16 protein-coding genes are annotated in these 21,647 nt (G+C 54.2%); 11 read left to right on the top strand and 5 right to left on the bottom strand.

All coding sequences use genetic code 11. From position 1 onward, the window contains the following. Positions 1-228: 228 nt before the first annotated feature. Entirely contained in the window at positions 229-1,020 is a 792-nt protein-coding gene (locus ACI0FJ_RS12885; protein WP_424304149.1) for a helix-turn-helix domain-containing protein, read from the bottom strand. Positions 1,021-1,428: 408 nt separating this feature from the next. Between ACI0FJ_RS12885 and ACI0FJ_RS12880 the strand changes: the two genes are divergently transcribed. The 10 genes from ACI0FJ_RS12880 (at position 1,429) to ACI0FJ_RS12835 (ending at position 12,011) form a co-directional block, all read left to right on the top strand. Continuing rightward, positions 1,429-1,824 carry a Rid family hydrolase gene (locus ACI0FJ_RS12880; RefSeq protein WP_424304146.1) on the top strand — a complete coding sequence of 132 codons (396 nt, stop codon included), beginning with the start codon at positions 1,429-1,431 and terminating at the stop codon, positions 1,822-1,824. A 27-nt stretch (positions 1,825-1,851) separates the two neighbouring features. Next, complete coding sequence (locus ACI0FJ_RS12875) at positions 1,852-2,988, top strand: tyramine oxidase subunit B (RefSeq protein ID WP_424304143.1); 1,137 nt, start codon at positions 1,852-1,854, stop codon at positions 2,986-2,988. A 60-nt stretch (positions 2,989-3,048) separates the two neighbouring features. Then, positions 3,049-4,533, top strand: coding sequence for an APC family permease (locus ACI0FJ_RS12870; RefSeq protein ID WP_424304140.1), 1,485 nt, complete (start codon positions 3,049-3,051; stop codon positions 4,531-4,533). Between the two features lie 21 nt (positions 4,534-4,554). Further along, positions 4,555-4,878, top strand: coding sequence for a P-II family nitrogen regulator (locus ACI0FJ_RS12865; RefSeq protein ID WP_424304137.1), 324 nt, complete (start codon positions 4,555-4,557; stop codon positions 4,876-4,878). Positions 4,879-4,899: 21 nt separating this feature from the next. Further along, positions 4,900-5,472: a DUF3156 family protein gene (locus ACI0FJ_RS12860; RefSeq protein ID WP_424304135.1), complete on the top strand. Its 573-nt coding sequence runs from the start codon at positions 4,900-4,902 to the stop codon at positions 5,470-5,472. Positions 5,473-5,576: 104 nt separating this feature from the next. Beyond that, entirely contained in the window at positions 5,577-7,442 is a 1,866-nt protein-coding gene (locus tag ACI0FJ_RS12855) for an aspartate ammonia-lyase (RefSeq protein WP_424304132.1), read from the top strand. Between the two features lie 199 nt (positions 7,443-7,641). After that, a complete protein-coding gene (locus tag ACI0FJ_RS12850; RefSeq protein WP_424304130.1) occupies positions 7,642-7,947 on the top strand; it encodes a (2Fe-2S)-binding protein in 306 nt (101 codons plus the stop codon). Next, positions 7,940-9,334, top strand: coding sequence for an FAD-dependent oxidoreductase (locus ACI0FJ_RS12845; RefSeq protein WP_424304127.1), 1,395 nt, complete (start codon positions 7,940-7,942; stop codon positions 9,332-9,334). The genes ACI0FJ_RS12850 and ACI0FJ_RS12845 overlap by 8 nt, the downstream gene beginning before the upstream one ends. Before the next feature lie 114 nt (positions 9,335-9,448). Next, positions 9,449-10,588, top strand: a complete 1,140-nt coding sequence (locus ACI0FJ_RS12840) for an NAD(P)/FAD-dependent oxidoreductase (protein WP_424304124.1) — start codon at positions 9,449-9,451, stop codon at positions 10,586-10,588. 490 nt (positions 10,589-11,078) lie between these two features. Continuing rightward, the gene (locus tag ACI0FJ_RS12835; protein WP_424304121.1) at positions 11,079-12,011 is read left to right on the top strand and encodes an abortive infection family protein; all 933 of its coding nucleotides are present in this window, start codon (positions 11,079-11,081) and stop codon (positions 12,009-12,011) included. Positions 12,012-12,203: 192 nt separating this feature from the next. Here ACI0FJ_RS12835 and ACI0FJ_RS12830 read toward each other — a convergent pair whose 3' ends face one another. Together ACI0FJ_RS12830 and ACI0FJ_RS12825 are read right to left on the bottom strand one after the other, a co-directional pair. Continuing rightward, positions 12,204-14,726, bottom strand: a complete 2,523-nt coding sequence (locus ACI0FJ_RS12830) for an ATP-binding protein (RefSeq protein WP_424304118.1) — start codon at positions 14,724-14,726, stop codon at positions 12,204-12,206. After that, positions 14,714-15,973 carry an ABC transporter substrate-binding protein gene (locus ACI0FJ_RS12825; protein ID WP_424304115.1) on the bottom strand — a complete coding sequence of 420 codons (1,260 nt, stop codon included), beginning with the start codon at positions 15,971-15,973 and terminating at the stop codon, positions 14,714-14,716. Before ACI0FJ_RS12825 ends, ACI0FJ_RS12830 begins: the two co-directional genes overlap by 13 nt. A 462-nt stretch (positions 15,974-16,435) precedes the next feature. On the opposite strand from ACI0FJ_RS12825, the gene ACI0FJ_RS12820 reads away from it, so the two are divergent. Next, positions 16,436-18,862 carry a methyl-accepting chemotaxis protein gene (locus ACI0FJ_RS12820; RefSeq protein ID WP_424304112.1) on the top strand — a complete coding sequence of 809 codons (2,427 nt, stop codon included), beginning with the start codon at positions 16,436-16,438 and terminating at the stop codon, positions 18,860-18,862. Between the two features lie 620 nt (positions 18,863-19,482). Here ACI0FJ_RS12820 and ACI0FJ_RS12815 read toward each other — a convergent pair. Together ACI0FJ_RS12815 and ACI0FJ_RS12810 are read right to left on the bottom strand one after the other, a co-directional pair. Then, a complete protein-coding gene (locus ACI0FJ_RS12815) occupies positions 19,483-20,352 on the bottom strand; it encodes a tetratricopeptide repeat protein (protein WP_424304109.1) in 870 nt (289 codons plus the stop codon). Between the two features lie 218 nt (positions 20,353-20,570). After that, positions 20,571-21,056, bottom strand: a complete 486-nt coding sequence (locus ACI0FJ_RS12810) for a hypothetical protein (RefSeq protein ID WP_424304106.1) — start codon at positions 21,054-21,056, stop codon at positions 20,571-20,573. Positions 21,057-21,647: the final 591 nt, after the last annotated feature.

The raw sequence follows: 21,647 nt of genomic DNA, 5'->3' as shown, positions 1-21,647 counted from the left end.
TGTCTTGCCTTGGTGCCTTGCTCTTGCACCATTCTGTGCTCCTGTCGTGTAATGCGGTAGGCCACCAAGCTTACCATGGAAGCGACAACGAGCAGTGAACGGTGACTCTTTTTGCCTGCTTCATTCTGTTTTACAGGGAAAGCATCGCTGGGTCAGTCTCGACGTCGTCAGAGTTGGTCCCAATACTCTATCGCCCCGGTGTGCGAGCAGGAAAAGAGAGGGCACCAACTAAGCGCACGCTCCCAAGGCCTGAGCAGGGGTGCACAGTGAAAATTCACGGAATTCATTAATGAAATGGGCTTGGTCATAATACCCATTGTCCTGCGCGAGGTTGGCATATGAAAGCGCATCATGTCCACGCAGCAGGCCGAAACATCGTTGAAAACGGACTATGCGGGAATAAAGCTTTGGTGAGATTCCCACGGCCCGCGAAAACAAGCCACTTATATATCGAACCGAGTAACCGGTATCCTCCACCAAATCACCGACTCTAATGTCACCATGCGCCCTGTTGATCTTGTCGATCAAATACGAAACCAACGTTGAAACGCCAGAACGTTTTCGGATTTGTTGAGCGTAAAAACTTTCGAACAACTTTATGCGGTCTCCAAACGATTCAGCAAGACTGATACGCTCAACCAACTCCTCGGCGCTTCTGTGCACGTCTGTAAGGGGAATCTGCTGTTCCGTGAACTGATCGAGAGGGCATTGTAGCAACTCATCTGCCGTGCCAGGAAAAAAACGAGCGCCGAAATAGAGTATCCCCGGCTTGAATTCCACCTGTCTCCCCTTCTTGACAGAACCGCACACCTGGCCATCAGGTTGGTTGCCCGAACATTGGATGACAATGTCGACAGTCCCATCCGGCACTGCGACAATGTGCTTGTCGACATCAAGGGCCACTATAAAACTGTAGTACTGCGCCAACCCACCGTCAGACATGGCCAACTGGGAAAAATATGATTCGGTAGACAGTTCGAAAAAGGGCTGCTCCGGCATATAGGCTTTCTCTACGTTCACGTTCCACCTCCTGGCACAGTCACTTGTGCAACAAGAACGCCAAGACGAACCGCCCGGTACGAGCACCCCCTCCTATCAAACGATAACCTACTGAGAATACAGCAACTATTTCAGCCATTGTTTTTCTAGGCCTTGTACACATCCGGATAATATTTTTACAAATTTGCGAAATATAACCAGAATATTATTCGTGATTGTAATATATTTTATAATTTTGTTAAAAATGCACTTTTTTAATCATTCGGGCTAAAACAATATATCTATTTGAAATATATTAATAAAATTAAAATTTGCCCCCAAAAGCCCTGCCTTCTGCCAGCGCATAGTTCCGTTTTTTCCAATAAGGTCATGCTCTTTTCTGCTCAACAGGAAGTGACAGCTCAGCACTGCTTGCAAGGAGAAAACATCATGCAGCGAACCAATTATTCGTCCGGATCACCTTTGGAGGACATTGCAGGGTACTCCCGAATGGTGAAAGTCGGCGACCATGTCTACATCGGAGGCACTACCGCCGTGCTGCCGGACGGAACTGTGGCCGGTGAAACCGCTCGGGAACAAGCCGCATACATATTCACCAAATTCATTGATCTGCTGCTACAGGCCGGAGCCTCAGCTGCGGATGTGATCAAGGTGAAGGCCTATGTGACCGACATGGCGTTGGCCCAGGAAGTGGCCGCAGCCTACAGCGAACGGTTCAAGGACATACGGCCGCTGTTCACGATGGTAGAAACACCCAAACTCAACCGCCCGACGCAGCTTGTCGAGATCGAACTCGAAGCGCACATCGGTTGTGAACTCAGCTAACAATTTTATTCATCCAGGAGACGAACCATGGCATATCCCAAGATCGATTTTCTGTATCTGAGCGAAAGCGACATGATCGAAGCTGGCGTGACCGACATGGCTGGTTGCGTGGACACAATGGAAGAAATGTTCCGCCTGCTCAAAATGGGCGACTTCCGCATGGGCGGACCTGGCAACAACTCTCACGGCGTTATGATGGTCTTCCCGGAAGAGTCTCCCTTCCCGAACATGCCCGTGGACGGCCCTGACCGTCGGTTCATGGCCATGCCCGCCTACTTGGGTGGCCAGTTCGATATGGTTGGCATGAAATGGTACGGCTCCAATGCCGAAAACAGGCCAAAAGGGCTGCCGCGCTCCATCCTGATGCTGACCCTGAATGACAAGGACACGGGTGCTCCGATGGCATATATGTCCGCAAATATTCTGAGCGCCTACCGCACCGGCGCAGTGCCGGGTGTCGGGGCTCGTTACTACTCCCGCGAAGACAGCAAGATCGTGGGCATTGTCGGCCCGGGTGTCATGAGCAAGACCGCGTTCGACTCCTTCATGGCCGTGCGGCCTGGCATTGAGCGCGTCCAGATCAAGGGCAGGGGCAAAAAATCAATACAGAGCTTCATCGATTACGTGAAAGCCAAGTACCCCACCGTCAGTGACATCGTGGTGGTCGATGACATTGCAGGCGCGGCCAAGGACGCGGAGATCCTTTTTCTGGGGACCTCTTCCCCCACTGGCGACATCAACGAATATCCTTATGTCAAGGAAGAGTGGATCAAGCCCGGTGCCTTTGTCTGCTGCCCGGCTGCGGGCCGCTTTGACGACGACTTCATCCTCAACCGGGCCCGTAACGTGGCGGACTACGTTCCTCTGTACGAAGCATGGGCTGAGGAAATGCCCTATCCGGCCTACCACACCATTCCCATCCCAGCCGTGCACTGCATGGATCTCATGGCGGAAGGTCGGATGGAACGTGAGCAGCTCGAAGACCTCAGTGCCGTGATTACCGGTGAACGGCCTGGCCGAAGAAACGATGACGAGATCATCATTTATTCCGTTGGCGGCCTTCCCGTCGAAGATGTTGCCTGGGGCACCACTGTATACCGCAACGCCCTGGAAAAAGGCATCGGCACAACGCTCAACCTCTGGGACAAGCCCTTTTTGTCCTGATGTCACCCGCCGGAGGCGACTTCGCGTATGGTGTAACCCGTACATTTCTTGGAGTGTAAGATGAAAACAGAATTACGAAAGACCCTCGGCTTCTACTCCTGCTTCTCTGTAGCAGTGGGGTTGGTGGTCGCCTCCAGCACATTGGTGTCGCTTGGTCAGGGCATGGGACTTGCCGGCGGCGGCTTTGTCTTTGCCATGGCCACAGCCTGGATCTTGCAGCTCTGTTCTGCCCAAAGCTATGCAGAGCTCGCCTGCATGATGCCCCACGCAGGAGGACTTCGCTCATACACCAAGGTGGCCATGGGGGCCTTGCCTGCCATGGCCGCGGTCATCCTGGCCTACGTCATCCCCAATCTGGTCGCTGCACCGGCAGAATTGGCCGTGGCCGGGGCGGTCATCACCGAGACCTTTACCCCCGCTATCCCTCCCGTTGTCTGGGGGGGGCTGCTTTTGGCCGTCCTGACCATAACCAATGTCATCGGTGTGGACATTTTCGCCAAGCTGCAAATCATCTTCACACTGACAATGATGGGGTCCATGGCTCTTCTCGGGATCATCGGGCTTACCGGCATAGGCACCCTCCCACCTCCTGTCCTGCCGGAGCAGCCGTTCAACCCCATGGGTATGGGCGTTTTCGGCCTTACAGCCCTGGCAATCTGGCTCTACATCGGCATTGAATTTGTCACTCCCATGGCCCAGGAAACCAAACAACCGGGAAAGAACATCCCCAAAGCCATGTTCTACGGCCTGCTGGCCATCTTCTGCGTCAACCTCCTCTATGGATACGCCTCACTCAAATTCGTACCCGGTGAAGAGCTGGCAAATTCCAACCACCCCCATGTCGACATGGCACTGGCCATGCTTGGCAAGCCGGGCATGATCTGGATTGCCATCGTCTCCATCTTTGCCAGTGCCAGTACCATCAATACGATCATAGGCGTGGTCCCGCGCATGCTCTACGGTATGGCCGTCAGCCGAGAACTGCCTGCCGTGTTCCGCTCCATTCACCCACGTTTTCATACACCCTGGATCGGCATCCTCTTCATGGCCGGAGCCATGAGTCTCTTTTTCTTCGGCGGCATCCATAAAGCACCGAACCTGATCGTCTACATTCTGGCCGCCTGCTGCTCCTGGCTCTTTGCCTATATCATCGCCCATCTCAACGTCATCATTCTCCGTCGCCGCTACCCGAACTACAAGCGTCCCTACAAAGTCCCGTTCTATCCGATTCCGCAAATACTCGGTTCCCTGGGCATGGGCTACGCCATTGTCAACATTGCGCCAGTTCCGGAAATGGAAAGCACCATCTTCCGGCTGGTCGGATTCATGGTGGCCGGTACCCTCGTCTACGTCGTTGTCTGGCTCCGTTTCGTGGTCAAGCAACCCATGTTCATCCCAATGGACATGCAGGAAGCACAGGAGGAATGGGGGCTGGTGGAAAAAGAGCTGTACAAAAACGGCATTCCGGCCACTTTCATTATCAATCCCGGCTGTGGCCCGAACTGCTTGGCCGACACTCAGGCAGCCGCGACATCCAACGAGTAGTCACAACTTACAGGAGATATCATGTATCTTATCCAGTCCATAATCCGTCCCGAGAAGATCATTGAAGTCACTGAAGCGCTCGCCGACATCGGTGTCTATGGCATGACGAAATTTCCGGTCATCGGCCGGGGAAAACAGAGCGGCCTGAAAGTCGGGAATACAATGTACAAGGAAATGCCCAAGGAAATGATCCAAACCTTTGTGGATGACGATCAAAAAGAGGCAGCCGTGAAGACCATTATGGATGCAGCCCGAACTGGCGACGGCAACCACGGCGATGGCAGAGTGTTCGTTCTTCCGGTGGCCGAGGCGTACACCATCCGTTCAGGCGATCAAGACCTCTAGGATTTCAAGAGGAGTTCAACCATGTTCCGATCAAGAAGAAAGCGGGTCAATGCCGCCAATCAGGCCATTCTCCAAACCTCACGCCTCTTTTCCGAAATATGGGGCGATGCGGAGCTCGTCGAAAATGGTGATGTGCGCTTCTCGAATCTGCCAAGCACCTTGCACGGTCTGACGGCCATCCAAAGCTGGCAACGCCAGTTATTGGGTGGGACAATGACCGTTAATCTCTGCTTGGAGCGGAAGATCGATTGGACCGGACGGAGCGAACTCCGCTTCAGCAACGGCAAGTTCAAACGCAAGGGAGACAGCGGCATGTCTCAACGGCTGATGGACCAGTTGCACGCGGACACCTCACTTATGGCGGAACTCCGACGTTTGGACCTGGGAGGCTTGACCATATTCCTGTCCGACGGAAAGGCAACCGTCACGCTCACCCCCTATGGGGGAGGGCTGGCATTTCTGGCGTTACCCCCCCTGCAGTATTCCGTTGCCTATCCCCCGGACCAGGTCAAAATCACAGCCAGCGCTCTTGAACGGATGGAACAGATAATAAGTGGCCAAAAGGGAAGCGAGAGCAACAGCATTACCCACTAGTGGAACGCGCGTGCAGGTAAGGCTTTTGAACAAGCAGTCTTATTCGTCAGCATGCATTGATCGTTATCACTCAGTTATACCCGATTGAAGACATAGCAAGAGATATGAAAATCGAACACAACATTGTCTGCCAGGCAGCCAGGTCAACGGGTATCAGCAAGGAAGATCTGGCAATCATACTTGCTGAAGGCGAAGAGCGAATATACCAGAAAAACGAATGGATATTCCATGAGTCCAGCCCTCGCCGATGGGCAGGGATCATCCTTGAAGGAGAGCTTGAGTTGATGCGCGGCATCCACGGCCAGTCTCGCAAGGTCGGCACGATGGTGTCTGGCTCGCTGGTCAGCGAAGGGGCTTTTCTGGGGAGAGAATCCCACTCCAATGGCGCATTCACCCGTACTGGAGCTAGAATATGGCAAATAGACGAGGATAAAATAGAATCGTTCAAAGAGAACAATCCCGAATCCTATTACCGCATCGTTGCCCAGGTTGCGGTCGGTATCAACCGTCGCATGCGTATGCTCGCTGACAGTGTCCATGAAAGAAATCACAGTGAGAATCTGCTGATCAGCGGGTTGCGCCAGGAAAAGGACTCTCTTGGGACAAGGGATATTTATGACCATGTCTATTATGGCGTCCAAACACAACGGGCCATGGAAAACTTTGCCATTTCAGGGATTCATCTCAATAAATTCGGCCACATGATTGAAGCCCTGGCCATGGTAAAAAAAGCGGCGGCCCTGACCAACCATGAGCTGGGAGCCCTGGACGACACCAGGATGAACGCCATCTGCCAGGCTTGTGATGAGATCCTGAACGGTAAGCTGCACGAACACTTTACCGTAGACATGTTCCAAGGAGGAGCAGGAACCTCGACCAATATGAACGCCAACGAGGTGATCGCCAACAGAGGTTTGGAGATCATGGGTCATAACAAAGGGGAATACAGGCATTTACACCCCAATGACCATGTCAACTGTTCTCAATCCACGAACGATGTGTACCCGACGGCAATAAAACTGGCGGTGCTGCTGTCCAACTGCGAGCTCATCCGTTCCCTGCAGGTTCTGCGCAACGCACTCGTCGGCAAGGCCGAGGAATTCAAAGACATACTCAAAATGGGGCGCACGGAAAATCAGGACGCGGTCCCCATGACCCTTGGCCAGGAGTTCAGCGCCTACGCGGTAATGATAGACAGCTCCATCGACGTCCTGGAACAAACGGCCGAGGCGTTTCTCGATATCAACCTGGGCGCAACGGCAATCGGTACCGGTATCAACAGCCCTCTGGGGTATGCCGACCTGGTGGCGAAAAAACTTGCCGGTATCAGCGGTTTTCCCGTCAGGAAAGCCAAAAACCTGGTGGAATCGACACAGAATGCGGGAATCTTCGTGCGCATGTCCGCCAGTCTGAAACTGGTGGCCGTGCAGATATCCAAGATTTGTAACGACCTGCGCACCCTTTCTTCCGGGCCGCGATGTGGTCTGAACGAGATCAATCTGCCCTCTATGCAGCCTGGCTCTTCCATTATGCCAGGCAAGGTCAATCCGGTACTTCCCGAAGTGATGAACCAAATATGTTACCAGGTTATGGGATATGACTTGGTGGTTTCCATGGCTGCCGAATCCAGTGAACTGGAACTATGCATGGCCGAACCCGTTATCGCTTATGACCTGCTGCACGGCATGATGATTTTGAAAAACGGCTGCATATCTCTGGTGGAACGCTGCATTTGCGATATCGAGGCAAATAGCGATGTGTGCAGAAGCTATGTTCAAAGCAGCATCGGCCTTGTAACCGCGCTGGTGCCTGTCATCGGCTACGAGCAGTCGGCAGCCATTGCCAAGGAAGCGCTCGGGACCGGTCACAGCGTGTACGACATCGTCCTTGCCAAAGGGATTCTTACCATTGAACAGTTGGACGACATTTTACTTCCGGAAAACATGACTGATCCGCGGAAGATTCAATAAGCAGGTGTTGACCGGCAGGTATTCAGCGAGGTTGGAGAACAGCTTGAGAATCCTGGGATGCAACTACATATTTGGGGAGTCATCACGCGTCTCGGCACCATCTTCCCTCAAAGCCTTCGCGATCAAAGCACATGACCCACGTGGCACTGCCTATCAAGATGATCCGGTTGAGATTACTGCTTACCATAAGGAGTGTTAGATGCTGAAAAGATTGCATGAAAACAGACCCGGAGTGGATCGGGTGAAAATCATATTCGAAGGCGAGCAGTTGGAAGTTCCTGCAACGGATACCGTAATAGCCGCGGTCCTGGCGGCTGGCGAGGGCTATAACCGGACCTCGCCGATCAGTGGCGCGCACCGTGCGGCATACTGTCATATGGGAGTCTGCTACGAATGCCTCATGGAGATTGACGGCATCCCCAATCAGCAGGCCTGCAAGATTCAAGTGCGTGAGGGCATGGTGGTCAAGCGGCAGCAGGGCATAAAGGAGCAGGACAATGAATAGGCTCTATGACCTGGTTATAATCGGAGCGGGTCCTGGCGGACTTGCGGCTGCCGTCACTGCTGACAAATTGGGCCTCTCGGTGTTGGTGGTCGATGAGCAGCCTGAGCCCGGTGGACAGATATATCGGTCTATAGAGCGCAGCCTTCCTGAAAACGCCCATGTTCTTGGCGATGATTATTTTGCCGGAAAGCAGTTGGTCGAGTCATTTCGTGCCTCCGGTGTCACCTATCTGCCGAATACCAGCGTCTGGAATATTGAGGGCTCTTTCATTGTTGACCTGGTTTCCGAACAAACAACACAGCGGGTACGCGGTCGCCGGGTCCTTTTCAGCATCGGAGCCGTGGAGCGGCCGGTACCGATCCCCAACTGGACACTTCCCGGCGTCATGGGCGCCGCAGCCGCGGACATATTGTTCAAGTCGACGGACATGGTTCCGGAAGGCCCGGTTGTATTGGCCGGGAGTGGTCCACTGTTGTTGCTGTCCGCCTGTCATCTTGTTGATAACGGAGTGGATATTGCCGCAATGGTCGAAACCACCGGCCTGGGAGACTATTTCAAGGCCATACCGTTCCTGCCCGGGGCCCTGCGCCGAAGCAGCTACCTGCTGAAAGGCCTCCGGATGAGATGGAAGGTGAAACGCGCCAACGTTCCCCAGTACATGGGCTGTCGCGATCTGGCTGTAATCGGCAAGGAGAGGGCGGAAGGATTGCGCTTTACCTGCCGCAGCAAGACGCAGGAAGTGGCAGCGGCAACGATCCTGCTGCACGAGGGGGTGGTCCCGAACCTGCGACTTACCCAAACGCTCAATTGCGAGCACGAATGGTACGATCCGCAGCGATACTGGCGCCCGGTGTTGGACCAATGGGGACGAACAAACGTTCCGGGAGTATCGGTTGCCGGTGACGCCGGTGGCATTTTCGGCGGAAAAACCGCAGAATTTTCCGGTCATCTCGCTGCCATAGAGACCGCCTGCGATCTTGAGATTATCACCGACTCCGAGCGCGACCGTTTAGCTCAACCATATTTGAAAAAAAACCACCGGGAAAAGTTGATTCGTCCCTTTCTCGACCATCTCTTTCCTCCAAGTCGCCAGGCACTGGTTCCCCCTGACGATGCAACGCTTGTCTGCCGCTGTGAAGAATTGACCGCAGGCCAGATACGAGAAGCGATAGCGCAGGGAGCGCGCCACCCGGCACAGATCAAAGGGCAGACCCGAGCCGGAATGGGCCCTTGTCAGGGCCGAATGTGCGCAGCCACCATTGCCGAGCTCATCGCCGACAGTTGTTCCCTGGATATTGCGACACTGGGCACCCAGCGGGTCAGGACGCCGCTGCAACCCATGACCATTGAACAGCTCGCCGGTATGGATTTCGGAGAGGAAGCCTGAAACTGGGCTCCCAACATCCTGAAATCAAAAACGACTTCTACCGACAATTTGAAAGCAAAGATGCGCGATAAAGAGATTTCGACTCACACGCCTGTCTGCAGAAAGAGAGGAACCATGAAAACAAGCGCGGATGTAATCATCATAGGTGGTGGCATTATAGGCTGCTCAACCGCATATTACCTGGCCCAAAAAGGGAAGAAGGTCATTGTCCTGGAGAAAGGAAAGGGGATCGGATACGGCGGATCAGGCCGTAACGGCGGTGGAGTGCGCCAGTCCGGCAGGGACCCGAGAGAACTGCCTCTTGCCATGTATGGAGTAAAAAACCTCTGGCCGCATCTCTCCGAAGAGCTTGGAACGGACGTGGAATATTACCAGCAAGGGAACCTCCGGCTGGGCAAAACCGATGAGCATCTTCAAATCCTGAATGGACTTACCGACGTTGCTGTTTCCCTGGGGCTTGATGTGAGGATGGTGACCGGGGAAGAAGTCAGGGATATTTGCCCGCATCTTTCTGATCGAGTGGTCGGGGCGAGTTGGTGCCCAAGCGACGGTCACGCCAACCCTCTGCTGACGACGTTGGCATTTTATACCAAGGCACGCCAGCTTGGAGTGACCTTTCTTTATGAGCAAAGCGTTATCTCCATCAAGAAGATGGCGGGGCCGACCATAAAAGCCATCACCACCCGCCAGGAATTTGAAGCGGAAAAAATCATACTGGCAGCCGGGTATGAAAGTCGCGCCGTCTCCAATACCGTAGGCGTTGATGTGCCCATGCAGAAAATTGCGCTGAACACCCTGGTCACCAATGCGCAGCCACCCATGTTCTACCAGATGCTGGGAACCGCCACGGCTGATTTTTATGGTCACCAAACCACCCATGGGTCTTTTGTTTTTGGTGGAGGATCTCCCCTGGATCCAAGCATCATGAAGGGAGTTGCAAACCAGCCCCCCGTAGAATCCACAGCAACGACATGCAAAGGAATACTGAGCTACATACCTGCGCTAAAGCATGTAAAGGTGGTTCGGGCCTGGTTTGGTTTTATTGATTACTGCGAGGATAAAGTCCCGGTTCTTGACCATGTTGAGGAGGTTCCCGGATTAATCCTGGCCTGCGGTTTTTCCGGTCATGGGTTCGGAATTGCTCCTGCCGTAGGCACTGTCTTGTCCGAAATGGCCTGTGACGAGGTGCCTTCAATAGATATCAGCGAACTGAACTACAGACGTTTTTCCGACAAGAGGAAGAGCGGTCTTTGATTTGTATCAACAACCAGGCACTCTGTTCAACGAACAGCCAATACGCTGGAAGGCCGGCACCAGGAGCTGTTCTTCACATGTGGAATTTTTTGCCGATAGCCGCGTTGCCGCAGCAGGCGGCTGGGAAAGAGCCGATAGCCGTGTTGCCGCAGCAGGCGGCTGAAAAGGGCCGATAGCTGCGTTGCCGCGAAAAATTCAAATCGCTTGTGTACAGAAGAGTACACGTCGCGATTGAATTTCCCTAGCGCCTTGCTCTCCACCCTTTTTGAACCGCCTGCGGTGAATTGGGGTAGAGCGGGACAGACCAAATGAAAGAATAAAGCCCCAGGGGAAACCTTGGGGCTTTTTTATAGGTCTAAAAGATAATTTTCGTAGTTATCCCCGTCACTAGGCGTATTCCCCCTTCGTTGGATACCTTTACATTACAAATAAGACTTTGATTTGGATTTCTCTATTCGTATATTGCTTAAACGCAAATATTGGAGGGGATATGGAAGATCGAAAGACTTGTGAAAAAAATAAAATTTCAGATCTTACTCGTAGGGATATTATTGATTTTATTTCAGTTGAGGCGATCAATTGGGCAGGAAGGTTAAGTGAGCCTGACTTTCTACAGCGAATCTACAATTTGGAAACAATGAGCTCTACTGACGATCGTTTCAATAATGCTTACGGTGACATTTTCCAGCATAGAATAAACAACGACGATTGGGATGATGATTGGATTTTTTTCGATTCTAGGTTCGGCTTAATGGATGGAGATGATGAGGTATTTTTACGTTTTTTATGTGAAATGCTTCACCCTGCGGTCCGTCCAGATGTTAATGAAACCATGAAAATTTACACTGAACTGAATTCATATTTAAAACACGATGGCTATCAGCTTGAAGAGATTAAACAATTGTCTGGAAAGCCCGTTTTTTCGAGCCGTGAAGTGGGGATTTTAGAGAATCCTGTGATCCAAAAAGCAAAAGGCTACCTGACTGAAATCGATGAGTTCCAGTTGAGTCTTAAGATTAAGACAATGGAGTCAGCCATTGAAACGGACCCAGGGCTCGCTATAGGCGCAAGTAAAGAACTTATTGAGTCTCTCTGTAAAACAATTATTTTTCAGCGAACGAACGAAAATCCTGATGAGGCCAACATTAATCAGCTCACCGGGCAAGTGGCAAAGCTGTTGTCTTTGAGTCCTAAAGGTATTCCTAATGAGGCGAAGGCTGCTGACACCATTAAGAAAGTTCTTGGGAGCCTATCGGCAATAACTCATCATATGGCAGAGTTAAGAAATGCATACGGCTCCGGTCATGGTAAGAAGGCTGGTACTCGGGGGCTTGGACCACGTCATGCTCGACTTGTTGTGGGAATGGCCTCCACATTGGCAATTTTTCTTTGGGATACTCACATAGAAAAAGCAGACAACTAATGGAACCTGTTTTTTAATAACGTACTGCTTCTTTTTTTGTTTTTCCCCTACAGCCCAATTTCGAGGCGGTGTGCAAAAGGTGCGAGAGCAAGGCGCCAGGGAAATTCCGCCGCGACGTGTACTCTTTTGTACACAAGCGATCTGAATTTTCCGCAGCAACGCCGCTATCGTGCTTTTTGCGCGCCGCCCCCTCTAATAAGGCTCCGGTAAGAGCACCACCTGAACCCGGTCGTTCCCGGCCAAGGTATTGAGGTCCATTTCCTTGGCCATGAAGGAGGGCACGAAGATGGTTCCTTCGAATCCTTCTCCCAGGCGGCGGCTGACTTCTTCCTGCCGGCAGTAGACGATCTTGCCCGGGCAAATCATAAGCAGGTCGTCCTGGGGGCGCACGCCGTCGGAGGTGAGCACCAGGCAGGGTTTGGCGCTCATGCGGTCGCCGTGCAGCAGCCCGTGGATGGTTTCTATCAGTTCGTTTTCGTTGATGGGTTTTATCAGGGAGGCATCGGCGCCAAAGGTATGGTGCAGGTGCAGCGCGGTGATGACCAGTATGGGGATGCGCCGGGTGCGTTCGTCCTGGCGTAGCCGGGCGATGACCGTCCCGCCGTCTATGCCGGGCATCATAAGGTCCATGGTGATGAGGTCGGGGAGTTCCCGGCCAGCCAGGGAAAGGGCCTGCACTCCATCCACGGCGGAGATGACCTCGAAGCCTTCCTCGCCGATGAGCTGTGTAAGGTAGGAGAGAATGGACGGGTCGTCGTCCACCACGAGAATTTTAGCCAGTGTTGTTCTTTTGGGCCGTGATGCGGTCTTGAGAATGGGGGGCAGCGAGGTGTCCGGCTTGGCAGAGGAAGCAAGTGCGGATTGTCTCTTGCTGCGCTCCGCCGGGATGGTGAAGTAGAAGGAGCTGCCCTGGCCCACAATGCTTTCAACCCATATCTGGCCGCCGTGGGTTTCCACGATATGCTTGCAGATGGGCAGGCCCAGCCCTGTGCCTTTTGGCTTTTCCGTAAGGGTGTCCCCGGCCTGCTTGAAGCGGTCGAAAATCCGTTTGCTGTCGCGTTCCGCAATGCCGGAGCCGGTGTCTTCCACGCACACCTGGATAAGGCCGTTTTCGTGGGTGGACTTTACCAGAACACGTCCTGACGAGGTGAATTTTACGGCATTGGAAAGCAGATTGATCATAACCTGCATGAAGCGGGCTCTGTCTATGCGAACGGGAGGGAGGTCGGCGGCCAGTTCAATGCGCCGTTCCAGCTCCTTGTGTTCAAACAGCGACTTGGTGCTGGCCATGGCCTGGCTGATGATCTCGCCGATGTCTGAGCGCTGCATGCGCCATTCCACCTTGCCGGCCTCCATCTTGGAGATGTCCAGCACGTCGTTGATGAGTTCGGTAAGGCGTTCGCCCTCGGAAACAATGATGTTGATGTTGTCGGCCACCTGGATGCAGGTCTTGTCTATTTTCGGGCTCATCCCGGCCAGGGGCGGCAGCATGATGGTTTCCAGCTTCTTCTGGATGATCTTGGCAAAGCCGAGGACCGAGGTGAGGGGGGTGCGCAGCTCGTGCGACACCGTGGATATGAAATCGGTCTTCATGCGGTCGATTTCTTTTTCCGCGGTGATGTCGCGTATCAGAATAACCGCACCGGCATGGTGACGGTTGTACGAGTGGCCGGTGCTCGTCCGCTGGATGGAGGTTGCCAGGGCCTTGCCCGTACTGCCGTCGGCCAGTCCGACTTCCGCTGTGAGTTGTCTCTGGCTGTCGTCTTTGATGGCTTCCGTGATCGAGGCAATATCAGGCGGCAGCATCAGCCTGACGTTTTTTCCGGTAAGGTCTTCATCGTCCATGAAGCCGTACATGCGCAGCAATGCCGGGTTGAAGCGGGAGATATTCCCCTCCAGGTCGGTCACCAGCAGCCCGTCGCCCAGGTTGTCGATGATGGACTGCATGTATTGCAGTGTGTCCTGCAGTTCCAGGGTGGCGTTTTCCACGGCCCGTTCCAGCCCCGAGATAAGGGTGGAGAGTTCCTGGCCCATGGACTGCATGGACCGGGCAAGAATGCCGACCTCGTCGGAAGATCTGATGTTCACCCTGGCTTCGAATTCGTGCGCCGCCAGCCGCTGGGCATATATGGTAAGCTGGGTAAGCGGTTTGGAGACCCGCCCCACCAATGCGAACAAAATGATGAGGCTGATGAGAAAAATGCAGAACATCAGCGCCTGCTGTTTGATGATGGCGTTGACGATGTAGGAGTGGATGAGGGCCTTGTCCATGCCCACGTGGACCGCGCCTGCCACACCTGCCAGGATGGGGCACGAAACGTCGAAGTAGGAGTGTGGGCCGATGGTTATGGTCCGGACCTGCGGCATGGGGGAGATGGGTATGTCCTGCACAATGGGCGGGACGCTGGGAACAAAGGTATGGGCGATGATTTCCCCGGTATGCCCGCGCACGAACACGTAGGCCGTGCCGTTGATCTTCAGGTATTCATCAATGATGGACTGGATCGTGGCCGGATCGCGTTCCAGCAGTATTTCCGCACTGATGTTGGCTATGCTGCTGGCAATGGTTTCGCCCTTGCTGATGAACTCCGAACGCATGCGTTCGTTCAGTGTCCAGGCCGAAAGCACGGATGTGGCTATGGCAACAACGCCGAAAAGCAGGAACAGGATAATGAACGACTGTTTGTGCAGGCTGGAGATTTTTACTTTTTCCATGGCGACCAATCCGTAAGCGGCATGAATTCACCGTTGATTACAGTGGTAAAGTAGACGGTCTGCAGCCCCTGGTGCTTGTCCGGAGCAAAGTGGATGGGCGAGCCTATGCCGATGTCGAAAGACCCGGCCTGATACATCATTTCGGGCACTTCAGCCCGCGTCGGGATTTTGCCGTATCGTCGGATGACTTCCACCAGCGTCTTGGCGTTGAGAAATCCTTCAAAGCTCACAAAGCTGTATTTTTGCGGCACGTATCCTTCCGGCTCCACAGGTATCGGCGTATCCGCATACTTTTCCATCAACTCGCGGTACTCGCGCACTGCGGGCAATCGTGTGTCCATATAGCAGGGCACCACCTGGGTGTTGATGAGTTTTTTCAGATAGTCGCGCTTGAGGCGATTGGAGAGCGTTTCCAGCAGGTGGAGCAGGCTTTCGCTGCCCACAAAGCTGAGATTGGCAATGGGGGCGTCCAGCCCCACGTCCCGTGCGTCGCGTATAAAGGCGGCACAGGCTTCGTAGGACCCCACGGAAATAATGGCGTCGGGTTTGGCGTCGCGGATGAGAAACGCCTGTTTGATCAGACTTTCGGAAAAGGGAGTGCCCCGGTGGTAGGTCGCTTCGCCCGCCAATTCCAGCCCGTGTGCTTTCAAGGCCCGCCGTATGCCGCTCCATCCGCTGCGCCCGTAGGCATCGGCCTGGTAAAAGACCGCAATGCGCTTGCACCCCAGTTCCACGAACTTGTCCACCAGCGCCTTGGTTTCCTGCCTGTAGGAGTCGCGCAGGTTGAACACGTATTTGGAAAAGGGATTTTCCCGCAAAGTCTGGGCTCCGGAAAAAGGGAAGAAAAGAAAGATGTCCTGCTTGTCGTAAATTTTCAGCAGGGGAAGGATGCGGGTAACCGTTGGCGTGCCCACATAATTGAACAGCAGGAGCACGTCCGGGTTGTCTATGAATTCCTTGGTATTGAGAACGGCGGGTGTTGGATTGTATCCGTCGTTTTTGGTCAGGGTGACGATTTTTTTGTTGAACAACCCGCCGGTGTCGTTGACGTGGGTAAAATAGGCCATGGCCCCGCGGTACAGTTCTATGCCGAGATTTTTTGACGGACCACTGAATGCGGCGGATATGCCGAGAACAACGGGCGCAGGCGAACCTTTTTCGGGTTGTGCGCAATGCGCGGAAGACAATGAAAGAAGCGCGAACAAGGTCAGCGCGCAGACGAACGGGATAGGGCGGACGGAACGCATGGCGACATCCTTTCGGTGCAATGAGGGTGTGCTTTCGTCTTGTTTAGATCCAGTGTGCATTACCTGTAACAAGATTTTGCCGAGTTGTCGTGCAAAAGGGAGTGCTTTCCCAGGGGATTGTCTGTTTGCATGAAAACCCGGCACTGATTGCGGAGCGTGTGAAGCCGTTGGGAAAGGCAGCAGGTGTCTGCCTGTTTGCCGCGGATGGCAGCGGGCTTTGGGGCTTGGTTTTGTGCCGGCTGCCGGGGAATTGTTTCACGGGGAACCAAAAGGAAGCCGGGACAAGCGACGCGAAACTTTAACACGTTCACAACCGCATCGCCCCGTGCGGGGGACTCATTGTAACAGTTTGGAAACCTTGGTGATGTACCTCGTAACAAAACGTGAATGCAACTGCCGGTGCCCGGAGAAAGCGCTCTTTCTGAACGGTTCGGCAAAGACGATATTACGGGGAAGCATACAATGAGCCTCAAGGCCAAGCTGATTACATTCTGCCTGTTCATAGGCCTGTGCCCACTCTTCCTGATGGGATTTTACAGCGTGCACAAGGCTGCCGACAGCCTGACGCATCAGGCGTTCATGCAATTGGAGGCCGTGCGCGACGGCCGGGCAAAGTCTCTGGAAGAGCTGGGAAAAATGTGGGCCAACGAGGTAAGGATATTTGGTGCGAACAAAGGCGTCTTTCACGCTCTGGGTATGCTGCGCGACTACGCCTACGGCGTGGACGAAGACAAGACCTTTGACGTCAAGGCCGAGGATTATGTCGGTACGGTGGACAATATCATCGGCGCGTTTGAACCGTTCGTGGACGTGCTTGGCTACGGCGACGCCATGCTGGTGGACGATTACGGCTGGGTGCTTGTTTCCGCCAAGCGGGGCGAGGAAATGGGCAAGAACGTGGGCGAAAAGGGGCTGCTGAAGGATACAGCCCTGCACAAGGCCTGGGCAGAGGCCAAGGAAGGCAAGGTCTCGTTTGTGGATTTCAAGCCGTATCCGCTTTTGCACGGCCAGCCCAATGCCTTTATTGCCGCTCCGGTCTACAACCATACGGGCGATGCCGTGGAAGGGGTGGCCATACTCCGCCTGAACCTCAAGCAGATCAACGCGGTTATGAAACAGCGCTCCGGCATGGGAGAAACCGGGGAAACCTATCTGGTGGGGCCGGACATGCTCATGCGGTCGGATTCCTATCTCGATCCCGCCAACCATTCGGTCAGCGCCTCGTTTCACAATCCGGATCTCGGTGCGGTCAAAACCGATACCGTGCACAAGGCCAACAGCGGAGAAATCGGTTCGGAACTGGCAAAAGACTACCGGGGCAATGACGTGCTGGCGGCCTATCGGCCGGTGACCATCGACGGCGTCACCTGGGCCCTCATTGCCGAGGTGGAAACCTCCGAGGCCTTTGGCGCGGTCAATTCGCTCATCCGGGCGGCCATCATCATGGGGCTTATTACCGCAATCGGCGTGGTGCTCCTCACGCTGTTCGTTGTGCGGCGCGAACTGGTCCGGCCTCTGTCCGCCATCACCGCCTATCTCAAGGAAGTGGCGGAAGGGAATTTTCAGGCCCAGCTGACCTCGTCGCTCAAGGCGGAGATGCGCATTCTGGGCGACCATATTCTTTCCATGGTCGGGGAACTCAAGCAGAAGCTGGGATTTTCCGACGGCATCCTCAAGAACATGACCATCCCCTGCCTCGTGGCGGATACGGACAACAGAGTGACGTTTGTGAACGAACCTCTGCTGCGGCTGATGGAATACGACAATGATGCACGGGATTTCATTGGCTGGCAGGCTTCCGACCTGCTGCGCAGAACCAAGGAAGAAACCACGCTGACCCAGAAGTGCTTTGAGCAGAAGCGCTCTATATGCAATGTGGAGCAGACCATTGTGGGCGTGTGCGGAGCCTCACGCAACGTGCGGCAGGATGCCGCGCCGCTGTATGATTTGGACGGCAATGTCACCGGTTCCTTTGCCCTGCTTACGGACCTTACGGACATCCGGCAAAAGGAAGCGCAGATAAGTTCGCAGAACGATATTTTTGCCCGTGTCGCCAAAGAGGCCGAGACCATTTCGCAGTTTGTGAACAAGGACTCCAACCAGCTCAAGGAGCAGGTTGCCCAGGTAACTCTGGGTGCGGAAATGCAGACCGAGCGCATCATGCAGACATCCATTGCCATGGCGCAGATGAACGACACGCTTTTGGAAGTGGCCCGCAGCGCAAACGAAGCCGCCACCAGCGCGGAAAAGTCCGAACAGAAAGCGGCCGAAGGCGCGCAGGTGGTGGAGGATTCCGTGGCAGCCATCCGCAGGGTGCACAATCTTTCCAGCGAACTGCAGATGAACATGCAGGAACTCGGCAAGCAGGCCAAGGACATCGGCTCCATCATCGGCGTCATCAACGACATAGCCGACCAGACCAACCTGCTTGCGCTCAATGCGGCCATTGAAGCGGCCAGGGCGGGCGATGCCGGACGCGGGTTCGCGGTTGTCGCGGACGAAGTGCGCAAACTGGCGGAAAAGACCATGGTCGCCACCAAGGAAGTCTCTTCAAGCATCAGCGCCATCCAGCGCGTTGCTACCGTGAACATAGATAATACAAACACCGCGGTGGTCGCCATTGAGGAAGCCACCGAACTGGTCAACCGCTCGGGTGAAACGTTGGGTGAAATCGTCGGCCTTTCCAAGGAAACCGCGGGCCAGGTTCATTCCATTGCCAGGGCCTCGGAAGAACAATCCGCGGCCCACGAGCAGATCAACATGAGCATGGACGAGGTGAAGCGCATTGCCAGCGAAACCACGGACGGTATGAACCATTCGGCCAGGTCCATACGGGATATTGCGGCGCAGGCGGGCAACCTACAGGATCTTATTGTTCAAATAAGGTAGGCGCAGGGCGAGATAATGGCGCAATAGCTGCGTTGCTGCAGCAATCCAAGTCGCTCGTGTACGCGACAGGGACGATAATGGCGCAATAGCTGCGTTGCCGCAGTTTAAACAAGGCGCTCGTGTACGAGAAGAGTACACTTCGCTTTTGTTTCACCTTTGCGCCTTGCTCTCAATCTTTTTTGAACCGCCTGCGATATGGGGGTAGGCGGCTGAAAAAAGGCCGATAGCTGCGTTGCCGCAGCAATCCAAGGCGCTCGTGTACACGACAGGGCCGATAATGGCGCAATAGCTGCGTTGCTGCGGGAAATTCAAATCGCTTGTGTACAGAAGAGTACACGTCGCGATTGAATTTCCCTGGCGCCTTGCTCTTACACCATTCTCCCGCCCTGCGGGGAAGCTCTCAACCCTTTTTGAACCGCCTGCGGAAATGCTGGTAAGGGCAAGAAAGACAAGATTCGTTACAGCTGACCGGTAATAATTTCGTTTTAAGGTCCCCCCGAGCGGCACAACCAAGGCCCGGACATACAAGCGGAGCTTGTTGTACCGGGCCTTGGTTGTGCCGCTCGAAGCGCGGGTCCAGGGGCATCATGCCCCTGGCGGGGTGCGGGGCGGCGCCCCGCTCACAAATCGAAGGTATAGACCTTCTTTTCCCTGCCGTCCTTGCCTTTTACCTGGGAGACGCCTTTGCCTTTGCCGAAGATGCGCGGCTTGACCTTGTCGATGATCTTTTGCGCGCTGTTTGCCAGCGGGTTGATGGCGAGTGCGGCTTCTGCGGCATCGAAGGCTTCGTCCCATTTTTTCAGCTTGAAGAAGAGCCGGGCCTGGATGAGGTAGGTGCGGTCGTTGGGGCCGAAGTTGCGCAGGGCGTCCTTGGTGAGTTCAATGCCCTTGTCGAGTTCGCCGAGCATTTCGTAGGCCATAACCAAGTGCGTGTAGGGGCGCGCGTCTCTGGAGTCTTTTTCTATGGCTGTTTCGAGGTATTCCAGTGCGTCCTTGGCCTGTCCGGCGCGAAGGAGGCGTCCGCCGATATCCTGGTCTATGCCGGGTTCGTCTGCGAATTTGTCTGCGGCCTTGCGGAAGATGCGTTTGGCATCTGCGAAATTTTCTTCGTCGAGGAATTTTTGGGCGGTCAGGATGGCCTTGTCGATGGAGAGCTTGTAGGCGCGCATCTTTTCCATTTCCGCTTTTTCAATGGCCGACTGTATCTTGTCGTGCACTGTGCGGAGGGTCTTGTAGAGCTGGGCTTCCTGGCCTTTTTTTAGGCTCAGGCCGTTGGGAAAGATGCTTTTGAGCTGTGGCATGCCGCTTAAGGTGCGCAGCACTTCGTCGATGAGGATTTCGATTTCGAATTTTTCGCGTCCAAAGACCTTGCTGGTATTGAGAAGCTTGAGGGCATCGCAGAGCGAGCTGAGAGTCTTGAGAATCTCAAAGCGGCTGGCATAGGCCTTGGCCCGTGCCACGTGCTCACGAATTGTTTTTGCTCCTACCATTTCAGGGCTCCTCGGGTCGCTTCTTTGTATCGCGCTTGTCGGTCTTTCTACTTTGTGAAACTGACGTTGCGGGACGCGATATCGGGAGATTGCGGAGCGACCGACGTGTTCGCTTCGCGTGGTATCCTATAAGCTTAGCCCGTACTGGGGGTTGAAGGCAAGTGGGAGCCCAGGAAGCGTTGGTGCGAAGGAATTTGCCGACAATCTGCCGCCCCTTTCTACTGCGTGGGGTGGTCCCTGGTGGGGCGGCGGCGGTTGTTGAAGCGCCGGATGATTTCGCGTGTTTCCTGAAGCTGGATGGGATTGATGATGTTTTGTTCCACAAGAACGTCTTCCACGTCTTTTATAATTTGGGACTTCACAATATAGTCCCGGGCATTTCGAATGGCATCTTCGCTGACCATGCCCTTCATGCGCAGGATTTCCAGCGGTGTGATCCCGTGGTTTGGCAGGATGAGGCGGATAAATTTTTCCCGTTCCGCAAGCGCCAGAGACATTTCCGAAAGTCTTTTGGACTGTCTTGTGGTTTTGCCCTGTTCCCTGGTGAGGGCGGACTGTACCTGGTCGTACTGATTTTCCAGGCTTTCGTACCGAGACTCCAAATCGCCCACGCGTTTCGCGTAGTATCTTTTGATGTTTGTGTAGGAAAGCAGGCTCAGTGCGAGAAAGATGAGAATAACGATGCAAAAGAAACCGAGTATCACGAAAAAACCCCCTGCTCATTGCCCGAAGCAATGACAGAAAGCATGGTAGCTCTAAAATGTTACGAAATCAAAACTCCCGGCAATGGGAAATTGCCAGGGAGGTGGCCCCAGAATGGGCACAGGCGCGGAAAAGGTCCGAAAGAGGCAGGCCCCTTCCGGACTCGAAAAAAGTGCGCTTTATACGTCTTCGGCAGAGTTCTGCAGGGAACGGAGCACGAAAATAGTCAATCCCAGCCCAAGGAAAAACCAGAAAAAGGACATGTCTCTTCTCCGTATTCGTCGTTTCTAAAAAAAATCCGCCACGGAATCTGGTGCATACCGCAAAAAAATCCTTGGGGCAAGACGGTCCTGGCGTACCCCGCAAGGAGGATGACACACTTTGCGGCACAGTTGTGGGACATGGTACTTCCGGACGGTGGCGCACATGGGGGGCAGACAACAGGCCAATTCTCAGGGACATTTAATGTTGAAAGGGGCACGACAGCAGGCTGAGAAGTTCCATGGGCAGATGTGCCATGCAAAGGGAAGGGGGGCGAACAGACACGTCTGTAGACACCTCTGTGGGCCAGCCAGAAGGGGTGTTTTGGGAAA

This window comes from Desulfovibrio sp. 7SRBS1 (assembly GCF_049723905.1).
Lineage (GTDB): Bacteria > Desulfobacterota > Desulfovibrionia > Desulfovibrionales > Desulfovibrionaceae.
This window is presented reverse-complemented; position numbering and strand designations above follow the sequence as displayed.

Bases quoted from the DNA above. Each gene is read 5' to 3' on its own strand.
- ACI0FJ_RS12815 (WP_424304109.1), bottom strand. From the start codon at position 20,352: ATGGTAGGAGCAAAAACAATTCGTGAGCACGTGGCACGGGCCAAGGCC.
- ACI0FJ_RS12855 (WP_424304132.1), top strand. From the start codon at position 5,577: ATGAAAATCGAACACAACATTGTCTGCCAGGCAGCCAGGTCAACGGGT.
- ACI0FJ_RS12880 (WP_424304146.1), top strand. From the start codon at position 1,429: ATGCAGCGAACCAATTATTCGTCCGGATCACCTTTGGAGGACATTGCA.
- ACI0FJ_RS12840 (WP_424304124.1), top strand. From the start codon at position 9,449: ATGAAAACAAGCGCGGATGTAATCATCATAGGTGGTGGCATTATAGGC.
- ACI0FJ_RS12820 (WP_424304112.1), top strand. From the start codon at position 16,436: ATGAGCCTCAAGGCCAAGCTGATTACATTCTGCCTGTTCATAGGCCTG.
- ACI0FJ_RS12850 (WP_424304130.1), top strand. From the start codon at position 7,642: ATGCTGAAAAGATTGCATGAAAACAGACCCGGAGTGGATCGGGTGAAA.
- ACI0FJ_RS12875 (WP_424304143.1), top strand. From the start codon at position 1,852: ATGGCATATCCCAAGATCGATTTTCTGTATCTGAGCGAAAGCGACATG.
- ACI0FJ_RS12870 (WP_424304140.1), top strand. From the start codon at position 3,049: ATGAAAACAGAATTACGAAAGACCCTCGGCTTCTACTCCTGCTTCTCT.
- ACI0FJ_RS12830 (WP_424304118.1), bottom strand. From the start codon at position 14,726: ATGGAAAAAGTAAAAATCTCCAGCCTGCACAAACAGTCGTTCATTATC.
- ACI0FJ_RS12825 (WP_424304115.1), bottom strand. From the start codon at position 15,973: ATGCGTTCCGTCCGCCCTATCCCGTTCGTCTGCGCGCTGACCTTGTTC.
- ACI0FJ_RS12860 (WP_424304135.1), top strand. From the start codon at position 4,900: ATGTTCCGATCAAGAAGAAAGCGGGTCAATGCCGCCAATCAGGCCATT.
- ACI0FJ_RS12865 (WP_424304137.1), top strand. From the start codon at position 4,555: ATGTATCTTATCCAGTCCATAATCCGTCCCGAGAAGATCATTGAAGTC.
- ACI0FJ_RS12845 (WP_424304127.1), top strand. From the start codon at position 7,940: ATGAATAGGCTCTATGACCTGGTTATAATCGGAGCGGGTCCTGGCGGA.
- ACI0FJ_RS12835 (WP_424304121.1), top strand. From the start codon at position 11,079: ATGGAAGATCGAAAGACTTGTGAAAAAAATAAAATTTCAGATCTTACT.